Source organism: Flavobacterium salmonis, assembly GCF_903819435.1.
Lineage (GTDB): Bacteria > Bacteroidota > Bacteroidia > Flavobacteriales > Flavobacteriaceae > Flavobacterium > Flavobacterium chungangense.
This window is the reverse complement of record NZ_CAIJDP010000088.1, coordinates 166,159-181,004: the sequence shown is the minus strand read 5'-3', so window position 1 is coordinate 181,004 and position 14,846 is coordinate 166,159. Positions and strand designations below refer to the sequence as shown.

The window sequence follows — 14,846 nt, the reverse complement described above, 5'->3', positions numbered from 1 at the left end:
AAAGTCGATAAGCACAACATTTAACGGATAACCTATAGCTTTTTATTAAAAAAAAGACATGAGAAAAAGAGCGGCAAAGAAAAGACCACTTTTACCAGATCCAAGGTTTAATGACCAATTGGTAACACGTTTTGTAAACAACTTAATGTGGGATGGTAAGAAATCTACGGCTTTCAAAGTATTTTATGATGCAATTGACATCATTGAGTCTAAAAAGCAAAATGACGAAAAAACTTCATTAGAAATCTGGAAAGATGCTTTAACAAACGTTATGCCTCACGTAGAAGTACGTAGTCGTAGAGTGGGTGGAGCTACATTTCAAATTCCAATGCAGATTCGTCCAGATAGAAAAATTTCTATGGCAATGAAGTGGTTGATACTTTATTCTAGAAGAAGAAATGAAAAATCTATGGCACAACGTTTAGCGTCAGAATGTTTAGCTGCTGCTAAAGAAGAAGGTGCTGCTGTTAAGAAAAGAATGGATACTCACAAAATGGCAGAAGCTAACAAAGCTTTCTCTCACTTTAGATTTTAATTCGTAAAGAAATGGCTAGAGATTTAAAATATACAAGAAATATCGGAATTGCTGCTCACATTGATGCTGGTAAAACAACAACAACTGAGCGTATTCTTTTTTATACTGGAAAGTCACATAAAATTGGTGAAGTACACGATGGTGCTGCAACAATGGACTGGATGGCTCAAGAGCAAGAAAGAGGTATTACAATTACTTCTGCTGCAACAACTTGTGAGTGGAATTTTCCAACTGAACAAGGTAAGCTTTTGCCTGAATCATTGCCTTATCATTTTAATATTATTGATACTCCTGGGCACGTTGACTTTACTGTAGAGGTAAATCGTTCTTTACGTGTGCTTGATGGGTTGGTTTTCTTGTTTAGTGCTGTTGATGGTGTTGAACCTCAATCAGAAACTAACTGGAGGCTTGCTGATCAGTATAGAGTTCCACGTATGGGATTCGTTAATAAAATGGACCGTCAAGGATCTAACTTTTTGGCGGTTTGTCAACAAGTTCGTGATATGTTAAAATCAAATGCTGTTGCGATCACTTTGCCGATTGGTGAAGAGAATGATTTCAAAGGTGTTGTAGATTTGGTGAAAAATCAAGCAATTATTTGGCACGATGCAACTCAAGGGGCAACTTTCGATATTGTTGAAATTCCTGCTGATATGGTTGCAGAGGTTAAAGAATACAGATCGATTCTTATTGAGGCAGTTGCTGACTACGATGAAAATCTTTTAGAGAAATTCATGGAAGATGAAAACTCTATTACAGAGGAAGAAATCAACAACGCTTTAAGGGCTGCTACTATGGATATGGCTATCATCCCAATGATTGCTGGTTCTTCTTTCAAAAACAAAGGAGTTCAATTCATGTTAGATGCAGTTTGTAAATACTTGCCTTCTCCAATGGATAAAGAAGGTATTGAAGGTATTCATCCTGATGATGCTGAATTATTAGAAGAAGATCAAACTAAAATCTTGCGTAAGCCAGATGTAAAAGAGCCATTCGCTGCTTTGGCATTTAAAATTGCTACTGACCCATTCGTAGGTCGTTTAGCTTTCTTCCGTGCTTACTCTGGACGTTTAGATGCTGGTTCTTATGTTTTGAACACTCGTTCAGGAAATAAAGAAAGAATTTCTCGTATCTACCAAATGCACGCTAACAAACAAAATCCAATCGAATATATTGAGGCTGGAGATATTGGAGCTGCTGTTGGATTTAAAGATATCAAAACTGGAGATACATTGTGTGATGAAAAACACCCAATCATTCTTGAGTCTATGAAATTCCCTGCACCGGTAATTGGTATTGCAATTGAGCCAAAAACAAAAGCTGATGTTGATAAAATGGGTATGGCTTTAGCTAAATTAGCTGAAGAAGATCCAACATTTACAGTTAGAACAGATGAGGCTTCGGGGCAAACTATTATCTCAGGTATGGGTGAGCTTCACTTAGATATCTTGGTTGATCGTATGAAACGTGAATTTAAAGTTGAAGTGAATCAAGGTGAGCCTCAAGTTGAATATAAAGAGGCGTTTACAAGAACTGCAACTCATAGAGAGACTTACAAGAAACAATCAGGAGGTCGTGGTAAATTCGGTGATATCGTATTTACACTTGAGCCAGCTGAAGAAGTTGATGGTAAAGTTCCTGTAGGATTACAGTTTGTTAATGCGGTAAAAGGTGGTAACGTTCCTAAAGAATATATTCCATCTGTAGAAAAAGGTTTCCGTGAAGCTATGAAAACTGGTCCTTTGGCTGGTTATCAAGTGGATAGTTTGAAAGTAACTTTGACAGACGGATCTTTCCACCCTGTCGATTCTGATGCGCTTTCTTTTGAATTAGCAGCTAGAATGGGTTATAGAGAAGTGGCTAAAGCTGCTGGAGCAATTATTTTGGAGCCTATCATGAAAATGGAAGTTATTACGCCAGAAGAAAACATGGGAGATATCGTAGGTGATATCAACCGTCGTAGAGGTCAGGTTAATGACATGGGTGACAGAAATGGTGCTAAAACTATTAAAGCTGATGTGCCTTTGTCAGAAATGTTTGGATATGTAACAACATTAAGAACATTATCTTCTGGTAGAGCTACTTCAACAATGGAGTTTTCACATTATGCAGAAACACCTTCTAATATTTCAGAAGCTGTAATTAAAAAAGCAAAAGGTAACGCTTAATTCTAAAGAAAATGAGTCAAAAAATCAGAATAAAACTAAAATCTTACGATCACATGTTGGTAGACAAGTCTGCTGAAAAGATCGTAAAGACAGTAAAAACTACTGGAGCAGTTGTAACAGGTCCAATTCCGTTACCAACTCACAAAAAACTTTTCACTGTTCTTCGTTCTCCGCACGTTAACAAAAAAGCGAGAGAGCAATTTGAAGTAATGTCATACAAGAGATTGATTGATATTTATTCATCTTCATCTAAAACTATTGATGCTTTAATGAAACTTGAATTACCAAGTGGAGTAGAAGTAGAAATAAAAGTATAATTTTTTTTATTATATTTTACATATAAAAGCGAGGCAGAAATGTCTCGCTTTTTTTTGTGATAAAAAGTTTTGAGGAGTATTTTTTGTAAGATATTTGTTTGAGTAAATTATTTTCGTTTTTCCTGAAATGTCTTTTGTTTAGGCTATTGCGGATGTTTTTTCTTGTTAGGATTAAGTGATCGTTAAGCTAAATAAAATTGCATGTTAAAAAGGTGAAATTTGATTTTCTCAAGAAATAAAATATTGGATGGGGAAGGAATTAAGCTTTGATTTTGATTATGAGCTATTTAATTTTTGTAACTGTTTGGTATATTCAATTTTAATGTATACTTTTGCACTCCCTGTTTGGAAATTTCGGTAATTTTCAAATTGAAGGGAATTTTAGTAATTAATAATTAATATTTATGTCTGGGTTAATTGGTAAAAAAATCGGCATGACTAGTATTTTCGACGAAAACGGGAAAAACATTCCTTGTACAGTAATCGAGGCTGGGCCGTGTGTTGTTACCCAAGTCAGAACCAAAGGTATTGACGGGTACGAAGCGTTGCAACTTGGTTTCGATGACAAAAACGAGAAACATTCCACTAAAGCGGCTTTAGGTCACTTTAAAAAAGCTGGAACTGTTGCTAAGAAAAAAGTCGTTGAATTTCAAGATTTTGCAACTGAACAAAAATTAGGAGATCTTATTGATGTTTCTATTTTTGCTGAAGGAGAATTTGTAGATGTACAAGGTGTATCTAAAGGTAAAGGTTTTCAAGGGGTTGTTAAACGTCACGGATTTGGTGGTGTTGGACAAGCAACTCACGGTCAACACAACCGTTTAAGAGCGCCAGGTTCTGTGGGAGCTTCTTCTTATCCATCCAGGGTGTTCAAAGGAATGCGTATGGCTGGAAGAATGGGAGGAGACAATGTAAAAGTTCAAAACCTTAGAGTTTTAAAAGTAGTTGCTGAAAAGAACCTACTTGTTATTAAAGGATGTGTTCCTGGACATAAAAACTCTTATGTAATCATTCAGAAGTAATGGAAGTAAAAGTATTAGATTTCAACGGAAAAGATACTGGAAGAAAAGTTCAACTTTCTGATTCAGTATTCGCAATTGAACCAAACAATCACGCTGTATACCTTGATGTTAAGCAATATCTTGCTAATCAAAGACAAGGAACTCACAAAGCTAAAGAAAGAGCTGAAGTGACAGGAAGTACACGTAAGATTAAAAAACAAAAAGGAACTGGTACAGCTCGTGCGGGAAGTATCAAGAATCCATTGTTTAAAGGTGGTGGAACAATTTTTGGGCCAAGACCAAGAAGTTATTCATTTAAATTGAATAAAGGCTTGAAAAGATTGGCGAGAAAATCTGCTTTCTCTATCAAGGCAAAAGAGTCAAATGTTATCGTTCTTGAAGACTTTAATTTTGAGGCGCCAAACACTAAAAATTTCATTAACGTTTTGAAAGCTTTAGGGTTAGAAAATAAAAAATCTCTATTTGTATTGGGTGAGTCGAATAAAAATGTATATTTGTCGTCACGTAATTTAAAGGCTTCAAACGTCGTAACTAGCTCTGAATTAAGCACTTACGCAATATTAAACGCTAATAATTTAGTGCTTTTAGAAGGTTCTTTAGAGTTAATTGAAGAAAATTTAAGTAAATAATAGGAATATGAGCATCATTATCAGACCTATAGTAACGGAAAAAGTAACCAAAGAAAGTGAAGTTTTAAATCGCTTCGGATTCGTTGTTGATAAAAAAGCAAACAAAGTTCAAATTAAGAAAGCTGTTGAAGCTGCTTATGGAGTAACTATCGTTTCAGTTAACACGATGAACGTAAGACCGGACAGAACTACAAAATACACTAAAAGTGGTTTAATCAGTGGAAAGACAAATGCAATTAAAAAAGCAATTGTTCAAGTACAAGAAGGAGAAACAATTGATTTTTACAACAATATCTAAGATAGAAAAATGTCAGTAAGAAAATTAAAACCTATTACCCCAGGTCAGCGATTTAGAGTTGTGAATGGTTATGACGCCATTACAACTGATAAGCCGGAACGCTCTTTGATAGCGCCGATAAAAAACTCTGGAGGTAGAAATAGTCAAGGAAAGATGACCATGCGTTATACGGGTGGTGGTCACAAGCAGAGATATCGTATTATTGATTTCAAACGTACAAAAGAAGGAATTCCGGCTACAGTGAAATCAATCGAATATGATCCAAATCGTACTGCATTTATCGCTTTATTAGCTTATGCTGATGGTGAGAAAACTTATGTAATTGCACAAAACGGATTGAAAGTTGGTCAGAAATTAGTTTCTGGCCCTGAATCTCAACCTGAAATTGGTAATACATTACCTTTAAGCAGAATTCCTTTAGGAACTGTAATCTCTTGTATTGAGTTACGTCCAGGTCAGGGAGCGGTAATCGCTCGTTCAGCTGGTACATTTGCTCAGTTAATGGCAAGAGACGGAAAATATGCTACAATTAAAATGCCATCTGGTGAAACAAGATTGATCTTGTTAACTTGTTCGGCTACAATTGGAGCTGTTTCTAATTCAGACCACCAATTAGTTGTATCAGGAAAAGCTGGTAGAACAAGATGGTTAGGAAGAAGACCTAGAACAAGACCTGTTGCAATGAACCCTGTTGATCACCCGATGGGTGGTGGAGAAGGACGTTCTTCTGGTGGACATCCACGTTCAAGAAATGGAATACCAGCAAAAGGTTATAGAACTCGTTCTAAGAAAAACCCGAGTAACAAGTATATCGTAGAACGTAGAAAGAAATAATAAGATATGGCACGTTCATTAAAAAAAGGACCTTTCGTTCATTATAAGTTAGACAAGAAAGTTCAGGAAAACGTAGAAAGTGGTAAAAATAGTGTAGTAAAGACTTGGTCTAGAGCTTCTATGATTACTCCGGATTTCGTTGGACAGACTATCGCAGTTCATAACGGTCGTCAATTTGTACCAGTTTACGTAACAGAAAACATGGTAGGTCACAAATTAGGAGAGTTTTCACCAACTAGATCTTTTAGAGGTCATGCTGGAGCAAAAAATAAAGGTAAAAAATAAGAAGCAATGGGAGTTCGTAAAAGAGAAACAGCAGATGCGAGAAAAGAGGCTAATAAGTCTATTGCTTTCGCAAAATTGAATAACTGCCCTACTTCACCTAGAAAAATGCGCTTAGTAGCGGACTTGGTAAGAGGTCAGAAGGTAGAAAGAGCACTTAACATCTTAAGATTCAGTTCTAAAGAGGCTTCGAGAAAATTAGAGAAACTATTATTATCTGCAATCAACAACTGGGAGCAAAAAAATAGTGAAGGTAATTTAGAAGAAGCTGGATTATTTGTTAAAGAGATCAGGGTAGATGGTGGAATGATGTTAAAAAGACTTCGTCCAGCTCCACAAGGTCGTGCACACAGAATAAGAAAACGTTCTAACCACGTAACAATCGTGCTTGGAGCTATCAATAACACACAAAGCAATTCTTAAGCAGCATGGGACAAAAGACAAATCCAATTGGAAATAGACTTGGTATCATCAGAGGGTGGGACTCAAACTGGTATGGTGGAAATGATTACGGTGATAAACTTGCCGAAGATCACAAAATCAGAAAGTATATCCACGCTCGTTTATCAAAAGCTAGTGTATCTAAAGTAATCATCGAGAGAACTTTGAAACTTGTAACCGTTACTATCACTACTGCAAGACCTGGTATCATTATCGGAAAAGGCGGACAAGAGGTAGACAAGTTGAAAGAAGAACTTAAGAAAGTTACTGACAAAGAGGTTCAAATCAACATCTTTGAAATTAAAAGACCTGAGTTAGATGCTTATCTTGTGGCGACAAGCATCGCTCGTCAAATCGAAAGCCGTATTTCTTACAGACGTGCAATCAAAATGGCTATTGCTGCTTCTATGCGTATGAACGCTGAAGGTATCAAGGTTTTGATTTCTGGTCGTTTGAATGGTGCAGAGATGGCGCGTTCAGAAGGTTTCAAAGAAGGTAGAATTCCTCTATCAACTTTCAGAGCTGATATTGATTATGCTTTGGCTGAAGCTCACACTACTTACGGTAGAATGGGTATCAAAGTATGGATCATGAAAGGTGAAGTTTATGGAAAGAGAGATCTTTCCCCACTTGCAGGAATGGATAAAAAACAATCCGGAACTGGTGGTGGTAAAGGTGGTGATTCTCCGAGAGGAGACAGAAAACCTTTTAATAAAGGTGGAAAACCAGACGCTCGTAAAAGAAAGTAAATTTTTAAACTAAAGAAAAATGTTACAGCCTAAAAGAACAAAATACCGTAAGGTACAGAAAGGTAAAATGAAAGGTAACTCTCAAAGAGGGCATGAACTTTCTAATGGAATGTTTGGTATTAAATCTGTACATGAAGATGGAATGTTCTTAACGTCTCGTCAAATCGAAGCTGCACGTATTGCTGCAACTCGTTTCATGAAGAGAGAAGGACAATTATGGATCAAAATATTTCCAGACAAACCAATTACTAAGAAACCTCTTGAGGTACGTATGGGTAAAGGTAAAGGTGCCGTTGAATATTGGGCTGCCGTTGTTAAACCCGGAAGAATTATGTTTGAAGTTGGAGGAGTTCCTTTGTCAGTTGCAAAAGAGGCGTTACGTCTTGCAGCTCAAAAGCTTCCAGTAAAAACTAAGTTCGTCGTTGCTAGAGATTTCGAAGCATAATTTATATTATATTATGAAACAATCAGAAATAAAAGATCTTTCTGCAGCGGAGTTGCAAGAAAAACTTAGTCAAACTAAGAAGATATATGCTGACCTAAAAATGGCCCACGCTATTTCTCCAATTGAGAACCCACTTCAAATCAGAAGTGTAAGAAGAACAGTTGCAAGATTGGCTACAGAGCTAACTAAAAGAGAGTTACAATAATTGTATTCTGCTGAAAGATGGAAGAAAAAAGAAATTTAAGAAAAGAAAGAATAGGTGTTGTTACTTCAAATAAAATGGATAAATCTATTGTTATTGCTGAAGTAAGAAAAGTAAAACACCCATTATACGGTAAGTTCGTGTTGAAAACAAAGAAATACGTTGCACACGACGAAACAAACGACTGTAACATTGGAGATACTGTAAGAATTAGCGAAACGCGTCCTTTAAGTAAAACAAAATGTTGGAGATTAGTTGAAATCTTAGAAAGAGCTAAATAATTATGGTACAACAGGAATCAAGACTAAAAGTAGCAGATAACACGGGAGCAAAAGAAGTTTTAACTATCCGTGTTTTAGGAGGTACCAAAAGAAGGTATGCCTCTGTTGGTGACAAGATTGTAGTATCTATTAAAGATGCAACTCCTAACGGTAACGTTAAAAAAGGAGCTGTTTCAACTGCAGTTGTTGTACGTACCAAAAAAGAAGTGAGAAGAGCTGATGGTTCTTATATCCGTTTCGATGATAATGCTTGTGTTCTTTTGAACGCTGCAGGGGAAATGAGAGGAACACGTGTTTTTGGTCCGGTAGCAAGAGAACTTCGTGAAAAACAATTCATGAAAATTGTATCATTAGCACCAGAAGTGCTTTAATTCGTTTTAAGATGATAAAGCTAAAAATAAAATCAGGAGATATCGTAAGAGTTATTGCTGGAGACCATAAAGGTGCTGAAGGTAAAGTTTTACGTGTTTACCGTGAGAAAAATAAAGCGATAGTTGAAGGTGTAAACATGGTTTCGAAACATACAAAACCAAGTGCTAAAAACCCTCAAGGTGGTATCGTTAAGAAAGAAGCTTCTATACAAATATCTAACATTTCACTAATTGATCCTAAAACTAAGGAAACAACTAGAGTTGGTATTAGAGTAGAAGGAGATAAGAAAGTAAGATTTTCAAAAAAATCTAATCAAGTACTATAGTAATGGCATATACACCTAGACTAAAAGAAGAATATAAGAGTAGAGTAATCTCTGCTCTTAAAGAGGAATTCGGATATACAAACGTGATGCAAGTTCCAAAACTTGAAAAAATCGTTTTGAGCCGTGGAGTTGGTGCAGCTGTATCTGATAAAAAACTTATTGACTATGCGGTTGATGAGTTAACAAAGATCACTGGACAAAAAGCAGTATCTACAATTTCAAAGAAAGACGTTGCGTCTTTTAAATTGAGAAAAGGGATGCCTATTGGAGCAAAAGTTACTTTACGTGGTGAGAGAATGTATGAGTTTTTAGATAGACTTATTACTTCTGCTTTACCACGCGTTAGAGATTTTAGTGGTATCAAAGCTACAGGATTTGACGGAAGAGGCAATTACAATCTTGGAGTTTTAGAGCAAATCATTTTCCCAGAAATTGATATTGACAAAGTAAACAAAATTTCAGGAATGGATATTACTTTTGTTACTACTGCAAAAACAGACAAAGAGGCAAAGTCATTATTGGCTGAATTAGGATTACCTTTTAAAAAGAATTAAGACATGGCTAAAGAATCAATGAAAGCCCGTGAGGTGAAAAGAGAAAAAACGGTAGCTAAGTACGCTGAAAAAAGAAAAGCTTTATTGAAAGCTGGAGATTATGAAGGCTTACAAAAATTACCTAAAAATGCTTCACCAGTTCGTTTGCATAATCGTTGTAAATTAACAGGCAGACCAAGAGGTTATATCCGTCAATTCGGTATTTCACGTGTAACTTTCCGTGAAATGGCTAATAATGGATTAATTCCAGGTGTAAAAAAAGCATCTTGGTAATCTCATAATTAGTTTGTACTTTTGCAAACCAAAAAAATAATTTTAATTGATTAAAGGTTCGGGAGATGAGTATCTCCCGAAAACCATAATCGCAATCAAATACATATGTATACAGATCCTATTGCAGATTATTTGACTAGAGTTCGTAACGCTGTGGCTGCAAACCACAAAGTTGTAGAAATTCCAGCTTCTAATCTAAAAAAAGAAATAACTAAGATCTTATTTGATCAAGGTTATATCTTAAGTTACAAATTTGAGGACAACACTGTTCAGGGTTCAATCAAAATTGCTTTAAAGTATGATAAAGATACTAAAGAGCCTGTAATTAAAGATATCCAAAGAATTAGTAAACCTGGTTTACGTAAATACGCAGGTGCTGCCAAATTACCAAGAATCCTTAACGGATTAGGGATTGCTATTGTTTCTACATCAAAAGGTTTGATGACAGGAAAACAAGCTAAGCAATTAAATGTAGGTGGTGAAGTAATTTGTTACGTATACTAATTTTAAAGACTAAATAAGATGTCAAGAATAGGTAAAAGCCCAATTGTAATCCCTGCTGGAGTAACTGTAGAAGTTAAAGACGGTATTATTACAGTAAAAGGAAAAAAAGGTCAACTAACTCAGGAGTTTTCGGACGTAACTGTAACAGTTGAAGGCGATCATGCTTTAGTAGAAAGATCGTCTGATCATAAAGACCAAAGAGCAAAACATGGATTATACAGATCTTTAATCAGTAATATGATTGTTGGTGTATCTGAAGGTTTTACAAAAGAACTTGAATTAGTTGGAGTTGGTTACAGAGCTTCAAACCAAGGTCAAAAATTAGATTTAGCTCTTGGATATTCTCACAATATTGTTTTAGAAGTTGCTCCGGAAGTAGTGGTAGAAACAATATCTGAAAAAGGTAAAAACCCTATTGTAAAATTAACATCATTTGATAAACAACTTTTAGGTCAGGTTGCTGCGAAAATCAGAGGTTTCCGTAAGCCTGAGCCATACAAAGGAAAAGGTGTTAAATTTGTAGGTGAAGTATTAAGAAGAAAAGCAGGTAAATCAGCTTAAAAAATAAGATTATGTCATTAACAAAATCTGATAGAAGACAGAGAATTAGATTCAGAATTAGAAAATCGATTAGTGGTACTGCTGCTAACCCAAGATTATCTGTATTTAGAAGTAACAAAGAAATTTACGCTCAACTTATTGATGATGTGAATGGAGTTACTATTTTAGCTGCATCTTCAAGAGAAAAAGAAATAGGAAAAGGTACTAACGTTGAAGTAGCTGCTGCAGTTGGAAAACTAGTTGCTGAAAAAGCGTTAAAAGCCGGGATTGATACCATCACTTTTGATAGAGGTGGATATTTATATCACGGTCGTATTAAATCATTAGCAGAAGGCGCAAGAGCGGCTGGACTTAAATTCTAATATATTATGTCTAAATACAAAAATGTAGAATTGGTAAAACCAAGTGGTCTTGAACTTAAAGATCGTCTGGTAAGTGTTAATCGTGTTACTAAAGTTACAAAAGGAGGTAGAGCTTTCGGTTTTTCTGCTATTGTAGTTGTAGGTGATGAAAACGGAGTAGTTGGTCATGGATTAGGAAAATCTAAAGACGTTTCTGAAGCAATTGCAAAAGCAGTAGAAGATGCTAAGAAAAATTTAGTAAAAATTCCTTTGAACGGTCAATCTGTTCCTCACGAACAAAAAGGTAAATTTGGAGGTGCACGTGTATTTTTAATTCCTGCTTCTCATGGTACAGGAGTTATTGCTGGTGGAGCTGTTCGTTCAGTTCTTGAATCAGTAGGTATTCACGATGTATTGTCTAAATCTCAAGGATCATCAAATCCTCATAACGTGGTTAAAGCAACTTTTGATGCTTTATTGCAAATGAGAAGCGCTTATACTGTTGCAAAACAAAGAGGTGTTTCTTTAGAAAAAGTTTTTAAAGGTTAATTCAAGGAAATTATGGCTAAATTATTAGTAAAACAAGTACGAAGCAAAATCAACTGTCCTCTTTCTCAAAAGAGAGGTTTAGAAGCTTTGGGTCTACGTAAAATGGGACAAGTTGTAGAGCATGATTCAAACCCTGCTATCCTTGGGATGATAAACAAAGTTAAACACTTAGTTTCTGTTGAAGAAGCTAAATAACAAATACTGTTATGAATTTAAGTAACTTACAACCAGCTGAAGGGTCAACACACAATCAAAATAAAAGATTAGGTAGAGGAGAAGGTTCTGGAAAAGGTGGTACTTCTGCAAGAGGACACAAAGGAGCAAAATCTCGTTCTGGTTATTCTAAAAAGATTGGTTTTGAAGGAGGGCAAATGCCACTTCAAAGACGTGTGCCTAAGTTTGGTTTCACAAACATTAATCGTAAAGAATACGAAGGTGTTAATTTAGATACGCTTCAATTGTTAGTAGACAATGGTGTGATCACTGATTCTGTTTCTATGACAGATTTCGTAGCAAACCGTCTGGCTACCAAAAATGAAATCGTTAAGATTTTAGGTAGAGGAGAATTGAAAGCAAAATTAAAAGTAACTGCTCACAAATTTACTGCTACTGCGAAAGCTGCTATTGAAGCTGCTGGAGGAGAGGCTGTAACAATATAATTTTTCTATTGTATGAAGAAATTTATTGAATCAATAAGTAATGTTTGGAAAATCGAAGAACTGAAAAACAGAATCCTGATTACATTAGGTCTACTTTTAGTATATCGTTTTGGAGCACACGTTACGCTTCCTGGAATTGATGCAACTCAATTAACTGGTTTAGCGGGACAAACAAAAAATGGTTTAGGATCTATCTTAGACATGTTCACCGGAGGTGCTTTCTCTAAAGCTTCAGTTTTTGCTTTAGGGATTATGCCCTACATTTCTGCTTCTATTGTTGTTCAGTTAATGGGAATCGCAATTCCATATTTGCAAAAACTTCAAAATGATGGAGAAAGCGGTAGAAAAAAGATTAATCAAATTACCCGTTGGTTAACTATTGCTATTACATTGGTTCAAGGTCCTACTTATATTTATAATTTATACAGAACATTACCAGGTAATGCATTTTTGCTTGGTTTTAACTCTCCTGAGTTTTTATTTTCTTCTGTTATTATCTTAGTTACTGGTACTATTTTTGCTATGTGGCTTGGAGAAAAAATTACTGATAAAGGTATTGGAAACGGAATTTCATTATTAATTATGGTTGGTATATTAGCGCGTTTACCACAAGCTTTTATACAAGAGTTTACAACCAGAGTTACGAATAACAACGGAGGTCCAATGTTATTGGTTATTGAAATTATTGTATGGTTGTTAGTTATCATTTCTTGTGTATTGCTTACAATGGCGGTACGCAGAATTCCTGTACAATACGCTCGTCGTACAACTACAGGAGATTACGAACAAGATTTAGCAGGTGGTAATAGACAATGGATTCCTCTTAAGCTTAATGCTTCCGGAGTAATGCCAATTATTTTTGCTCAGGCAATTATGTTTATTCCTGCTGCTGTAGCTGGATTGTCTAAATCAGATACATCACAATCTATTGTTGGGGCATTTAGTAATATGTTTGGGTTTTGGTATAATTTTGTTTTTGCAACTTTAATTATTGTATTCACATTCTTCTATACTGCAATCACAGTACCTACTAACAAAATGGCCGATGATTTAAAAAGAAGTGGTGGTTTTATTCCGGGTGTCAGACCTGGCGCAGAAACTTCAGACTTTCTTGATAAAGTGATGTCTTTAATAACTTTCCCTGGATCTTTATTCCTTGCTTTGATTGCTGTGTTCCCAGCTATTGTTGTAAGTATTATGGATGTACAACAATCTTGGGCAATGTTTTTTGGAGGTACCTCTTTAATAATTATGGTTGGAGTTGCGATAGATACTATTCAGCAAATCAATTCATACTTGTTAAACAAACATTATGATGGTTTAATGAAGACTGGTAAAAATAGAAAAGCAGTAGCTTAATATATTTATGGCAAAACAATCAGCAATAGAGCAAGACGGATCAATCATTGAAGCATTATCAAATGCAATGTTCCGTGTAGAGTTAGAAAATGGACATATTGTAATTGCTCATATTTCTGGGAAAATGCGAATGCATTATATCAAATTATTACCTGGTGATAAAGTGAAGCTAGAAATGAGCCCTTATGATTTGTCAAAAGCAAGAATTACTTATCGATATTAAAGGATATTCACTATGAAAGTTAGAGCATCAGTAAAAAAGAGAAGTGCCGAGTGCATTATCGTGCGTAGAAAAGGGAGATTGTACGTTATAAACAAAAAAAATCCTAGATTTAAACAAAGACAAGGATAATTATGGCAAGAATAGCAGGGGTAGATATCCCAAAAAACAAAAGAGGTGTTATAGCACTTACCTATATCTTTGGATTAGGAAGAAGTAGAGCTATTGAGATTTTAGAAAAAGCTCAAGTTAGCCAAGATAAAAAAGTTCAAGATTGGAATGATGACGAGATCGGAGCAATTCGTGACGCAGTAGGATTTTACAAAATTGAAGGTGAATTACGTTCTGAAGTTTCTTTGAACATCAAACGTTTAATGGATATTGGATGTTACAGAGGTATCCGTCACAGATCTGGTCTTCCGTTAAGAGGGCAAAGAACTAAAAACAACTCTAGAACAAGAAAAGGTAAAAGAAAAACTGTTGCTAACAAGAAAAAAGCAACTAAATAATAAGTAATATGGCTAAAGCAACTGCAAAAAAACGTAAAGTTATCGTTGAATCAACGGGTGAAGCTCATATTTCTGCCACTTTCAACAACATCATTATTTCTTTGACAAACAAGAAAGGTGAAGTTATTTCTTGGTCTTCAGCTGGTAAAATGGGTTTCAGGGGTTCTAAAAAGAATACTCCATATGCTGCTCAAATGGCTGCAGAAGATTGTAGTAAGGTAGCTCTTGAGGCAGGACTTAAAAAAGTTAAGGTTTATGTAAAAGGACCAGGAAATGGACGAGAGTCTGCTATCCGTTCTATTCATAACGGTGGAATTGAAGTTACAGAGATTATCGATGTTACTCCAATGCCTCACAACGGTTGTCGTCCTCCAAAGAGACGTAGAGTATAATAATATTGTTTAAGTATAACAAGGT

28 protein-coding genes are annotated in these 14,846 nt (G+C 35.5%); all 28 read left to right on the top strand.

Annotated elements, in window-relative coordinates:
* The first annotated feature begins 58 nt into the window (after positions 1-58).
* The 28 genes from rpsG (at position 59) to rpsK (ending at position 14,821) form a co-directional block, all read left to right on the top strand.
* Positions 59-535: a 30S ribosomal protein S7 gene (rpsG, locus tag FLACHUCJ7_RS22120; RefSeq protein WP_017495022.1), complete on the top strand. Its 477-nt coding sequence runs from the start codon at positions 59-61 to the stop codon at positions 533-535.
* An 11-nt stretch (positions 536-546) separates the two neighbouring features.
* Entirely contained in the window at positions 547-2,703 is a 2,157-nt protein-coding gene (gene fusA / locus FLACHUCJ7_RS22115) for an elongation factor G (RefSeq protein WP_180910476.1), read from the top strand.
* Positions 2,704-2,714: 11 nt separating this feature from the next.
* A complete protein-coding gene (gene rpsJ / locus FLACHUCJ7_RS22110; RefSeq protein ID WP_007803605.1) occupies positions 2,715-3,020 on the top strand; it encodes a 30S ribosomal protein S10 in 306 nt (101 codons plus the stop codon).
* 404 nt (positions 3,021-3,424) lie between these two features.
* Positions 3,425-4,042 carry a 50S ribosomal protein L3 gene (gene rplC, locus FLACHUCJ7_RS22105; protein WP_180910474.1) on the top strand — a complete coding sequence of 206 codons (618 nt, stop codon included), beginning with the start codon at positions 3,425-3,427 and terminating at the stop codon, positions 4,040-4,042.
* Positions 4,042-4,671 (top strand): 50S ribosomal protein L4, encoded by a 630-nt coding sequence (rplD, locus tag FLACHUCJ7_RS22100; protein ID WP_031456040.1) that lies wholly within the window; start codon positions 4,042-4,044, stop codon positions 4,669-4,671. The genes rplC and rplD overlap by 1 nt, the downstream gene beginning before the upstream one ends.
* Positions 4,672-4,678: 7 nt before the next feature.
* On the top strand, positions 4,679-4,969 hold the full coding sequence (gene rplW / locus FLACHUCJ7_RS22095; protein WP_017495018.1) for a 50S ribosomal protein L23: 291 nt from the start codon (positions 4,679-4,681) through the stop codon (positions 4,967-4,969).
* Positions 4,970-4,978: 9 nt separating this feature from the next.
* Positions 4,979-5,803, top strand: a complete 825-nt coding sequence (rplB, locus tag FLACHUCJ7_RS22090) for a 50S ribosomal protein L2 (RefSeq protein ID WP_059114053.1) — start codon at positions 4,979-4,981, stop codon at positions 5,801-5,803.
* Between the two features lie 6 nt (positions 5,804-5,809).
* The gene (gene rpsS / locus FLACHUCJ7_RS22085; RefSeq protein ID WP_012022488.1) at positions 5,810-6,088 is read left to right on the top strand and encodes a 30S ribosomal protein S19; all 279 of its coding nucleotides are present in this window, start codon (positions 5,810-5,812) and stop codon (positions 6,086-6,088) included.
* Positions 6,089-6,094: 6 nt separating this feature from the next.
* A complete protein-coding gene (gene rplV, locus FLACHUCJ7_RS22080) occupies positions 6,095-6,508 on the top strand; it encodes a 50S ribosomal protein L22 (protein WP_007803631.1) in 414 nt (137 codons plus the stop codon).
* 5 nt (positions 6,509-6,513) lie between these two features.
* Positions 6,514-7,275, top strand: a complete 762-nt coding sequence (rpsC, locus tag FLACHUCJ7_RS22075) for a 30S ribosomal protein S3 (RefSeq protein WP_007803635.1) — start codon at positions 6,514-6,516, stop codon at positions 7,273-7,275.
* Between the two features lie 19 nt (positions 7,276-7,294).
* Complete coding sequence (gene rplP / locus FLACHUCJ7_RS22070) at positions 7,295-7,720, top strand: 50S ribosomal protein L16 (RefSeq protein ID WP_007803637.1); 426 nt, start codon at positions 7,295-7,297, stop codon at positions 7,718-7,720.
* A 13-nt stretch (positions 7,721-7,733) separates the two neighbouring features.
* Entirely contained in the window at positions 7,734-7,925 is a 192-nt protein-coding gene (rpmC, locus tag FLACHUCJ7_RS22065; protein ID WP_007803639.1) for a 50S ribosomal protein L29, read from the top strand.
* Positions 7,926-7,942: 17 nt separating this feature from the next.
* Positions 7,943-8,203, top strand: a complete 261-nt coding sequence (rpsQ, locus tag FLACHUCJ7_RS22060) for a 30S ribosomal protein S17 (RefSeq protein ID WP_007803646.1) — start codon at positions 7,943-7,945, stop codon at positions 8,201-8,203.
* 2 nt (positions 8,204-8,205) lie between these two features.
* Positions 8,206-8,574 (top strand): 50S ribosomal protein L14, encoded by a 369-nt coding sequence (gene rplN / locus FLACHUCJ7_RS22055; RefSeq protein WP_007803649.1) that lies wholly within the window; start codon positions 8,206-8,208, stop codon positions 8,572-8,574.
* Positions 8,575-8,585: 11 nt separating this feature from the next.
* Positions 8,586-8,900 carry a 50S ribosomal protein L24 gene (gene rplX, locus FLACHUCJ7_RS22050; protein ID WP_007803650.1) on the top strand — a complete coding sequence of 105 codons (315 nt, stop codon included), beginning with the start codon at positions 8,586-8,588 and terminating at the stop codon, positions 8,898-8,900.
* Positions 8,901-8,902: 2 nt separating this feature from the next.
* Positions 8,903-9,454, top strand: coding sequence for a 50S ribosomal protein L5 (rplE, locus tag FLACHUCJ7_RS22045; protein WP_017495015.1), 552 nt, complete (start codon positions 8,903-8,905; stop codon positions 9,452-9,454).
* A 3-nt stretch (positions 9,455-9,457) separates the two neighbouring features.
* Positions 9,458-9,727: a 30S ribosomal protein S14 gene (gene rpsN, locus FLACHUCJ7_RS22040; RefSeq protein WP_180910473.1), complete on the top strand. Its 270-nt coding sequence runs from the start codon at positions 9,458-9,460 to the stop codon at positions 9,725-9,727.
* 105 nt (positions 9,728-9,832) lie between these two features.
* Positions 9,833-10,231: a 30S ribosomal protein S8 gene (rpsH, locus tag FLACHUCJ7_RS22035; protein WP_007803657.1), complete on the top strand. Its 399-nt coding sequence runs from the start codon at positions 9,833-9,835 to the stop codon at positions 10,229-10,231.
* 18 nt (positions 10,232-10,249) lie between these two features.
* Complete coding sequence (gene rplF / locus FLACHUCJ7_RS22030) at positions 10,250-10,792, top strand: 50S ribosomal protein L6 (protein WP_078225739.1); 543 nt, start codon at positions 10,250-10,252, stop codon at positions 10,790-10,792.
* Between the two features lie 11 nt (positions 10,793-10,803).
* The gene (gene rplR, locus FLACHUCJ7_RS22025; protein WP_031456035.1) at positions 10,804-11,154 is read left to right on the top strand and encodes a 50S ribosomal protein L18; all 351 of its coding nucleotides are present in this window, start codon (positions 10,804-10,806) and stop codon (positions 11,152-11,154) included.
* A 3-nt stretch (positions 11,155-11,157) separates the two neighbouring features.
* Positions 11,158-11,682, top strand: a complete 525-nt coding sequence (rpsE, locus tag FLACHUCJ7_RS22020; protein WP_085950271.1) for a 30S ribosomal protein S5 — start codon at positions 11,158-11,160, stop codon at positions 11,680-11,682.
* A 12-nt stretch (positions 11,683-11,694) separates the two neighbouring features.
* The gene (gene rpmD, locus FLACHUCJ7_RS22015) at positions 11,695-11,877 is read left to right on the top strand and encodes a 50S ribosomal protein L30 (protein ID WP_017495010.1); all 183 of its coding nucleotides are present in this window, start codon (positions 11,695-11,697) and stop codon (positions 11,875-11,877) included.
* 11 nt (positions 11,878-11,888) lie between these two features.
* A complete protein-coding gene (rplO, locus tag FLACHUCJ7_RS22010; protein ID WP_017495009.1) occupies positions 11,889-12,341 on the top strand; it encodes a 50S ribosomal protein L15 in 453 nt (150 codons plus the stop codon).
* A 12-nt stretch (positions 12,342-12,353) separates the two neighbouring features.
* Positions 12,354-13,700, top strand: a complete 1,347-nt coding sequence (secY, locus tag FLACHUCJ7_RS22005; RefSeq protein WP_031456034.1) for a preprotein translocase subunit SecY — start codon at positions 12,354-12,356, stop codon at positions 13,698-13,700.
* Positions 13,701-13,707: 7 nt separating this feature from the next.
* Complete coding sequence (gene infA / locus FLACHUCJ7_RS22000; protein WP_007136545.1) at positions 13,708-13,923, top strand: translation initiation factor IF-1; 216 nt, start codon at positions 13,708-13,710, stop codon at positions 13,921-13,923.
* 12 nt (positions 13,924-13,935) lie between these two features.
* On the top strand, positions 13,936-14,052 hold the full coding sequence (ykgO, locus tag FLACHUCJ7_RS21995; protein ID WP_002987490.1) for a type B 50S ribosomal protein L36: 117 nt from the start codon (positions 13,936-13,938) through the stop codon (positions 14,050-14,052).
* Positions 14,053-14,054: 2 nt separating this feature from the next.
* Positions 14,055-14,429, top strand: coding sequence for a 30S ribosomal protein S13 (rpsM, locus tag FLACHUCJ7_RS21990; RefSeq protein ID WP_031456033.1), 375 nt, complete (start codon positions 14,055-14,057; stop codon positions 14,427-14,429).
* A gap of 8 nt (positions 14,430-14,437) precedes the next feature.
* The gene (rpsK, locus tag FLACHUCJ7_RS21985; RefSeq protein ID WP_007803677.1) at positions 14,438-14,821 is read left to right on the top strand and encodes a 30S ribosomal protein S11; all 384 of its coding nucleotides are present in this window, start codon (positions 14,438-14,440) and stop codon (positions 14,819-14,821) included.
* The last annotated feature ends 25 nt before the right edge of the window (positions 14,822-14,846 follow it).